We start from the raw sequence: 7,668 nt of genomic DNA, 5'->3' as shown, positions 1-7,668 counted from the left end.
GCCACCACCAGGCCGATGCCCTGCAGCGCGGCGCCGGGGTCGCCGTCGGCTTCTTGGTGGGAGTTGCCGACTTGCTTACCGTAGCCGAACGCGAGGGTATAGGCTTCGGCGACTTCACCGGAACCACCGCGGGCCGCCGAGTCCGTGCCCTGGTCTTCGTCGGCCGCACCTGCTCGGGCGTCCGCACCACTTTCGACTCCGACGGCTCGGCCACGTCAGGCGGTCTGGGCGGCGGCTGCGGGTTGGCGAAGGTGATGGCCGACAGCCCCACCGCCGCCGCGCAGCCCGCCGTCGCCACCAGCGCGAGGGTCCTCGCGCCCTTACGACGCCGGCCGCCCGGCCGCTGGTGCAGGGTGGCCGGTTCGAGGTGGTCGGTCCGCGGCTCGCCGCCGTGAACCGGCTCGCGAACCGGGAAGCCCGCCGGGTCGTACTCGCGAACCGGGAAGCCCGCAGGATCGGGCTCGCGGACCGGGAAGCTCCCAGGGCCGGGCTCGCGGAAGCCACCCGAGTCGGGCTCGCGGACCCGGAAGCCCCCGGGGTCGGTGAACATGCTGAGGTCGGCGCCCCGCTCGGCCAGCGACTCCCGCAGCACGTACGCCCGGTCGGCCACGTCGAGCGCCGTCGGCGGCCGCCGCTCCGGCTCCTTGGCCAGCAGCGCCAGCACGAGGTCGCGCACCGGCCCCGGCACGTCGACGCCGAGCGGCGGCGGCGGCTCGTTGAGGTGCTGCAGCGCGATCGCCACCTGGTTGTCGCCCTGGAACGGCGCCCGCCCCGACAGACACTCGTACGCGACCACGCCCAGCGAGTAGAGGTCGGTGGCGGGGGTGAGCGCGAAACCCTGGGCCTGCTCCGGGCTGACGTACTGGGCCGTGCCGAGGACGGTGCCGGTCTGCGTCACCGGCGCGGCCTCCAGGGCCCGCGCGATGCCGAAGTCGGTCACCTTGATGACGCCGTCGGGCGTCACCAGCAGGTTGCCCGGCTTGATGTCGCGGTGGATGATGCCGGCCGAGTGGGCGGCGTGCAGCGCCTTGGCCGTCTGGTGCACCACGTCGAGCGCCACCTCGGCCCCCAGGGCGCCGTTGCGCGCCAGGATGGCCGACAGCGGCTCGCCGTGCACCAGCTCCATCACGAGGAAGGCGAGGTCTCTCTCCTCGCCGTAGTCGAAGATCTGCGCCACGCCGGGGTCGGCCAGCGCCGCGGTGATGCGCGCCTCGTTGCGGAACCGCTCCAGGAACGTCGGGTCGGCGTGGATGTGGCTGCGCAGGATCTTCACCGCCACCTCGCGCCCGAGCAGCTCGTCGCGGGCGCGCCACACCTCTCCCATACCGCCGGCGGCGATGCGGGAGATCAGCAGGTAGCGGTTACGAAGCCGCATGACCCAGCAGGTTACCTTCACTCACTTGTTCAGCACCGCCTCCATCACGGCCTTGGCGATCGGCGCGGCGGTGTGACCGCCGGTCGCCTCAGCGCCGACCTTGGCCGCACCGGACTCGACGATGACCGCGACGGCCACCTGCGGGTCGTTCGCCGGGGCGAAGGAAATGAACCAGGCGTGCGGAGGTTGTCCGTTGCTGGTCTCCGCCGTGCCCGTCTTACCCGCTACTTGGACGCCTGAGATCTGCGCCAGGTTGGCGGTGCCGTTGGCGACGACGCTCACCATCATGTCGCGCAGCTTGCCCGCCGTCTCGGAGCTGACCGCCTCCGACAGCTCCTCGGGGTCGGCCTCGTCGATCGTGTCGCCCTGGGCGTCGGTGATCTTGTTGACGAGGTACGGCTTCATCACCGTGCCGTCGTTGGCGATGCCCGCGGCGATCATGGCCATCTGCAGCGGCGTCATGCGGTTGTCGCGCTGGCCGATGGAGGCCATGGCCAGGGCGGCGTCGTCGTAGTCGGTGCCGAAGTCGCTCTGCGCCACCGACATCGGCACGGCCAGCTGCGTGCCCATGCCGAACTTCTCGGTCTGCTCCTTCAGCGCGTCGTAGCCGATCTCCATGCCGATCTTGCCGAACGGCGTGTTGCAGGACTGCTCCAGCGCGAACATCAGCGTCACCCGGCCGCTGCCGCAGGCCGAGCCGCCGTAGTTGGGCAGGCTGATGGTGGTGTTGGGCAGCGGCAGGTTCTGCGGCGCGTCCACGTTGGTCTGCGGCCCGCGCGAGGAGTCGTCCTCCAGGTACGCCGCCGTCGTCACCACCTTGAACGTCGACCCCGGCGGGTACGTCTGGCCGATCGCCCGGTTGAGCAGCGGCTGGCTCTTGTCCTGCGCCAGCTCGTCGTAACGCGCGAAGACCTCGGCCTTGTCGGTCCCGGACAGCTCGGTCGGGTCGTACGTCGGCAGCGAGACCATCGCGCGGATGGCGCCGCTCCTCGGGTCGAGCGCCAGCACCGCGCCCCGCTTGCCGCTCGCGCGAAGCGCGTCGTAGGCGGCCTTCTGCGCCCTCGGGTCGATCGTCAGCTCGACGTTGGCGCCCTTGGTCGGCTCGCCGGTGAACAGGTCGATGCTCCGCCGCAGCAGCAGGTCGGCGCTGGAGCCGTCGAGCAGGTCGTTCTCGGACGCCTCGATCGCGCTCGCGCTCTCGGGCGAGAAGAACCCGGTGACGTGCGCGTAGAGCCTGGCGTCGGGGTACTGCCTGACGAACCTGAAGCTCTTGCTGTCGGTCTCGACCGACTGCGCGATCACCTTGCCGCCCGCCGTGATGCGGCCGCGCTCGATGGCGTAACGCTCGAAGAAGTTACGGGTGTTGCGCGCGTCCGTCCGCAGACCCTCCGCCTGCACCGCCTGCTTGATGTTCACGTTGACCATCAGCAGCGCGAACATGGCCAGGCAGGCCACGGCTATGCGCTTCAGAGTGCGGTTCATCGCTGGAACACCTGCGTCAGTCCTTCGTTCTGGATCGCCTGGGGCGGGGGACGCCTCGCCGCATCCGACATGCGTACCAAGAGGGCGATAAGGATCCAGTTAGCCAGCAACGCCGAGCCGCCCTGCGACATGAACGGCGTGACCAGGCCGGTCAGCGGGATGAGGTTCGTCACGCCGCCGACGATGATGAAGACCTGCCAGGCGAGGATGAACGACAGGCCGCCCGCCAGCAGCTTGGAGAACGGGTCGCGGGCCGCGAGCGCGGTGCGCAGACCCCGTTCGACGATCAGCGCGTAGACCATCAGCAGCGCCATCAGCCCGGTCAGCCCGAGCTCCTCGCCGATGGCGGTGAAGATGAAGTCGGAGAACGCCAGCGGGATCAGCTCGGGGTGCCCCTGGCCGAGCCCCGTGCCGAGGATGCCGCCGGAGCCCAGGGCGAACAGCCCCTGCATCAGCTGGGCGCTGCCGCCGAACTCGCGGTCGAACAGCGCGGGGTCCTCGGGGTTGAGGTAGACCTCGAAGCGCTGGTAGACGTGGTCGAAGACCATGCCGGCCAGGACGGCGCCGCCCACGAAGAGCAGGACGCCGATGATGACCCACGAGCTGCGCTGGGTCGCGATGTAGAGCATCGCGATGAACGTGCCGAACAGCAGCAGCGAGGAGCCCAGGTCCTTCTGCATCACCAGCACGCCCAGGCTGACGCCCCAGGTGATGAGCACCGGGCCGAGGTCACGGGCCCGGGGCAGGTCGATGAAGAGCAGCCGGCGGCTGGCGAGCGCGAGCACGTCGCGCTTGGCCACGAGATAGCCGGCGAAGAAGATGACCAGCGCCAGCTTGGCGAACTCCGCCGGCTGGATCTGGGCCGACGGCACACCGGGGACGCCCACCCAGATGCGGGCGCCGTTGAGCTCACGGCCGATGAACGGGATCAACGGCGAGACCAGCAGGAACAACCCCGCCGCGCCCGCGGTGTAGGTCAGCCGCTGCAGGGCGCGGTGATCGCGCAGGAAGATCAGCGTGAGGCTGAACAGCACGATGCCGACGAGCGTCCACAACAACTGGTTGGTGGGAGAGGACAACCTGCCGGTCCCGGAGTCGGACTCCGACAGCCGGTAGATCATCACCAGGCCGAGCCCGTTGACCACCGTCACCAGCGGCAGGATCAGCGGATCCGCCCACGGCGCGAACTTCGCCAGCACGAGGTAGGCGGCCAGCATCAGCCCGCCCAGACTCAGCCCGTACGTGAGCATGCCCGACGGGATCTGGCCGTCGATCGCCAGACCCACGTTGGCGTACGCGCCCATGACGATGGCCACCGCGAGCGCGAGCATGAGCAACTGGGCCCCGCGCCGCTTGGCCGGCATCGGGACGGGGGAGACACCGACTTCGCTCATCTACTGCTGCTGTCTCGTCTTCGTGGCGGAAGCGGACGCCGTGGGCGTCGGGGACGCGTCCGGCTCCGCGGCGGTCTCTGCCTCGTCGGGCTCATCCTGGAACTTCAAGCTGTTGATCCTTGTCAGCCCTTCGTCGACGGTGGTGACGGGGATGCCGCTCCTGATCAGCGCCTGGTCCGCCTCCGACAGCTGGGAGAGCTGCCTGCCCGTGGGCCTGGAGACCTCGAAGAGCTGGAACGGCCCCACCTCCTTCTTGATCCCCTGGAACACGACCACCTCGTCGCCCCTAGCACCGACGAAGAACTGGTCCTGCGTCCACTGGTATCCAAAGTAACCGCCGGCGCCCACGCCGACGATGCCGATGCCGAGCACGGTGACCAGGACGGGCCACAGACGACGACGCTTGACCGGCCGCCGGGACGTCTTGGCGACCGGCTCGTCGAGGTCATCGTCGTCGGTGAGCACCGGCTGGGGTGCGGTCACCGCGCCGGGTCGCCCCGGCTGGGTCTCCTGTGGGTTTCCGCTCAGCCGGGTCATGCCCGCGGCGCCGACGACGGCGGCCTCCGCGGGCATCGGTTGCTCGTCGCTGATCTCCAGGACGTCGGCCAGCACGCAGGTGATGTTGTCGGGACCGCCACCGCGGTTCGCCAGGTCGATGAGCTGGCGGACCACCTCTTCCGGGTCGTCGATGTTGGTGAGCGTGGCGTGCAGCGTCTCCGCGCTCACCACGCCCGACAACCCGTCGGAGCACAGCAGGTAACGGTCGCCCACCTGCGCCTCGCGCAGCGTCAGGTCGGGATCGACCTCACCACTGCCGTCGAGGGCGCGCAGCAGGATCGAGCGCTGCGGATGCGTGGCCGCCTCTTCCGGCGTGATGCGCCCGTCGTCGACGAGCTGCTGCACCAGCGTGTGGTCGTGGGTGATCTGGTAGAGCTCCCCACGCCTGAGCAGGTAGGCGCGCGAGTCGCCGACGTGCACCAGGGCGACCTGGGTGCCGTTCCAGAGCATGGCCGTGAGAGTCGTGCCCATGCCTTTGAGGCTGGGATCCCGCCCCACCATTTCGTGCAGCCGGCGGTTGGCGTCGCGTACGGCTGCCTCGATGGCGTTGAGCAGGTCACTCCCCTGTTGGGCCTCTTCCAGAGAGGCCATGGCGGCGATGGCGACAGAGCTCGCCACCTCGCCGTGTGCGTGCCCGCCCATGCCGTCGGCGACGGCGAGCAGGCGCCCGCTAGCGTACGCCGAGTCCTCGTTTCCTTCGCGGAGGAGGCCGACGTCCGAGCGGGCGGCGTAGCGGAGTGCGATGGTCATTTGCGCAATTCAATGACTGTCTTGCCGACGCGGATCGGAACACCGAGCGGCACCGGGGTCGGGCGGGTGACTTTCGAGCGGTCGAGATACGTGCCGTTGGTCGAACCGAGATCTTCCACGATCCACTGACCGTCCTGGGGAAAGAGCCGGGCATGCCGGCTGGAAGCGTAGTCGTCCGTGACTACCAGCGTGGCGTCGTTGGCCCGGCCTATGGTGATGGGCTGCTCCGTGAGGTTAATGGTGGTGCCCTGCAGAGGGCCACCGGTAACGATGAGCTGGCGTGGCTCGCCCTTCTTGCTCTTGGGCTTGGCCACGGGTTTGGCGGGTTTCCCCGCGTTGCGGGCGCCCGCCGCGGGAGCCGTGCGTGAGCCGAACAAGTCAGTCCGGATCACGCCGACTGCGGCAATGACGAAGAACCACAGCACCGCCAGGAAAGCGAGCCGGATCAGCAGCAGCGTGAGCTCGGACATGGACCGTCTGTCTACCCCTAATCGCGCCGGAACACCAGAGTCGTGCGTCCCAGAGTCACTCGCGTGCCGTTCTGGAGCTCGATCCTGCGTACCGGCTGGCCATTGACGAAAGTGCCGTTCGTGGATCCGAGATCGACCAGAGCCACGGTCTGGCCCTCGACGCGCAGCTCCGCATGGTGCCGCGAGACTCCCGGATCGACGAGACGAAGATCGCAGTCGGTGCCCCTGCCGAGCAACGTCACCGGAGTGGTGAGCTCGTAGGAGCGGTCGCCCTGCGGATCGTCCTGAGTGGAGACGAGCAGCCGTGGCCGCCCGTTGAACGCGTTGGGCCTCGACGGGGGCAGGTCGCTCGCCGGCTGGCGGATCTCGTCCTGCTCGACCGTCGCGCCGCGGATGACCCCCGACCGGATGCGGAACAATCCCACAGCCAGGTCGCCGGCCGTCTCGAAGCGCACCCGGACCGGTCCCACGAAGGAGTAGCCCTGTTCCTTGGCGTACTCCCTGGCGAGGTTGGCCAGCTCGTGGCTGATGCTGTCGGCGTAGACCTCGAGCCTCTCGCTGTCGGTCGTGGACAACTCCACCACGAAGTCGTTGGGCACGAGCGTGCGGCCCTGAGCCACGATCGCCGCACGCTCATCCATCTCCCGCTGAACCGCGCTGGCGACCTCGACCGGCTGAAGGTCAGATTTGAACGCCCGCGCAAAGGCTCCCTCAACCAAGCCTTCGAGCCTTCGCTCGAAGCGCTGAAGGACTCCCACCGGGTACCTCCCTTCCTCCGTGCATATGATCGCGGCCCCCAGACGCTTTCGGCGCCCGGTTTCCGCTCGTTCCACGTGACGGTCTCCCTGGCGCTCGTCGGCGGTCGCGCCCAGCTCCTCCGCTCCCGTGTCTTATGCGATCGTATCCGGGTTCAGTACCACTGGCTGTTCCGTGCTAGTGTTCTTTCCGCACCCACAAGGGCGGGTGGCGGAACGGCAGACGCGCACGGTTCAGGTCCGTGTGTCCGAAAGGACGTGAGGGTTCAAATCCCTCCTCGCCCACTCGGTGACTAGGGGATCCTTGGTCGCAAACCTTTCAGGTTTGCTCCCTCGGGTCCCCTCGTCGTATCTCCCGGGGGATAACCCCCGGACCCCCAGGGGGACGCTGCGCTCCCGGGGGCGGAGCCCCCGGACCCCCGTCACAACCGGGTTTCGGTGTTCGCCGTACGCCCGGTGGAGCCCCGGACCCCCGTCACAACCGGGTTTCGGTGTTCGCCGTACGCCCGGTGGTGGCGCCGTACGTCCCTGGTTTGGGCCGTACGGGTTGTGCCAGCTTGTTGCAGACCCACAGTGGCGAAGTGTGGGGGCCAGCGCAAGGGGAGGCTCCTTCTTTCGGGGAGTTCTTGTGCTGCGGTAGGGCCTTTGGAGAGTAGGCCCGGATGGTTGCAAGGTGCTTTATGGTGACTTGCGTGCCTTCCGGGCCTGTGTTTTGCCTCACACTTATGCGGCCCTCGTGTCGAGGAGTTCGCCCACCAGATCTGTGAGACTCACCATGCCGATGACCGTGCCGTCCTGGTTGGTCACCAGGGCCAGGTGAGATCTCGCCTCCTGGAGGGCCGTCACGGCCTCGGGGACCTGCGTGGTGCAGGGGAGGCTGGGGA

At 68.8% G+C, this 7,668-nt stretch carries 7 protein-coding genes and 1 tRNA gene; 1 reads left to right on the top strand and 7 read right to left on the bottom strand.

Features of this window, described 5'->3' with window-relative positions:
• From C1J01_RS44045 to C1J01_RS44020, 6 genes are all read right to left on the bottom strand, one after another.
• Positions 1–1,375: serine/threonine-protein kinase (locus C1J01_RS44045; protein ID WP_111184967.1), on the bottom strand; the 1,375-nt coding region annotated here is incomplete at its 3' end.
• 21 nt (positions 1,376–1,396) lie between these two features.
• Positions 1,397–2,857, bottom strand: coding sequence for a peptidoglycan D,D-transpeptidase FtsI family protein (locus C1J01_RS44040; protein WP_111184966.1), 1,461 nt, complete (start codon positions 2,855–2,857; stop codon positions 1,397–1,399).
• The gene (locus tag C1J01_RS44035) at positions 2,854–4,251 is read right to left on the bottom strand and encodes an FtsW/RodA/SpoVE family cell cycle protein (RefSeq protein ID WP_111184965.1); all 1,398 of its coding nucleotides are present in this window, start codon (positions 4,249–4,251) and stop codon (positions 2,854–2,856) included. Before C1J01_RS44035 ends, C1J01_RS44040 begins: the two co-directional genes overlap by 4 nt.
• On the bottom strand, positions 4,252–5,559 hold the full coding sequence (locus C1J01_RS53595) for a Stp1/IreP family PP2C-type Ser/Thr phosphatase (protein WP_111184964.1): 1,308 nt from the start codon (positions 5,557–5,559) through the stop codon (positions 4,252–4,254).
• Positions 5,556–6,029 carry an FHA domain-containing protein FhaB/FipA gene (locus C1J01_RS44025; protein ID WP_111184963.1) on the bottom strand — a complete coding sequence of 158 codons (474 nt, stop codon included), beginning with the start codon at positions 6,027–6,029 and terminating at the stop codon, positions 5,556–5,558. The genes C1J01_RS53595 and C1J01_RS44025 overlap by 4 nt, the downstream gene beginning before the upstream one ends.
• A 17-nt stretch (positions 6,030–6,046) precedes the next feature.
• Positions 6,047–6,787: an FHA domain-containing protein gene (locus tag C1J01_RS44020; RefSeq protein ID WP_091081864.1), complete on the bottom strand. Its 741-nt coding sequence runs from the start codon at positions 6,785–6,787 to the stop codon at positions 6,047–6,049.
• A gap of 199 nt (positions 6,788–6,986) precedes the next feature.
• On the opposite strand from C1J01_RS44020, the gene C1J01_RS44015 reads away from it, so the two are divergent.
• A tRNA-Leu gene (locus C1J01_RS44015) sits at positions 6,987–7,069 on the top strand.
• Positions 7,070–7,507: 438 nt separating this feature from the next.
• Here the strand turns inward: C1J01_RS44015 and C1J01_RS44010 are convergent.
• Positions 7,508–7,668 (bottom strand): CBS domain-containing protein (locus C1J01_RS44010; protein WP_146615952.1); only part of this gene is annotated, 161 nt, incomplete at its 5' end.

This window comes from Nonomuraea aridisoli (assembly GCF_003236395.1).
GTDB lineage: Bacteria > Actinomycetota > Actinomycetes > Streptosporangiales > Streptosporangiaceae > Nonomuraea > Nonomuraea aridisoli.
Note: the sequence above shows the minus strand (reverse complement) of the source record. Positions and strands in the feature narration are given on the sequence as shown.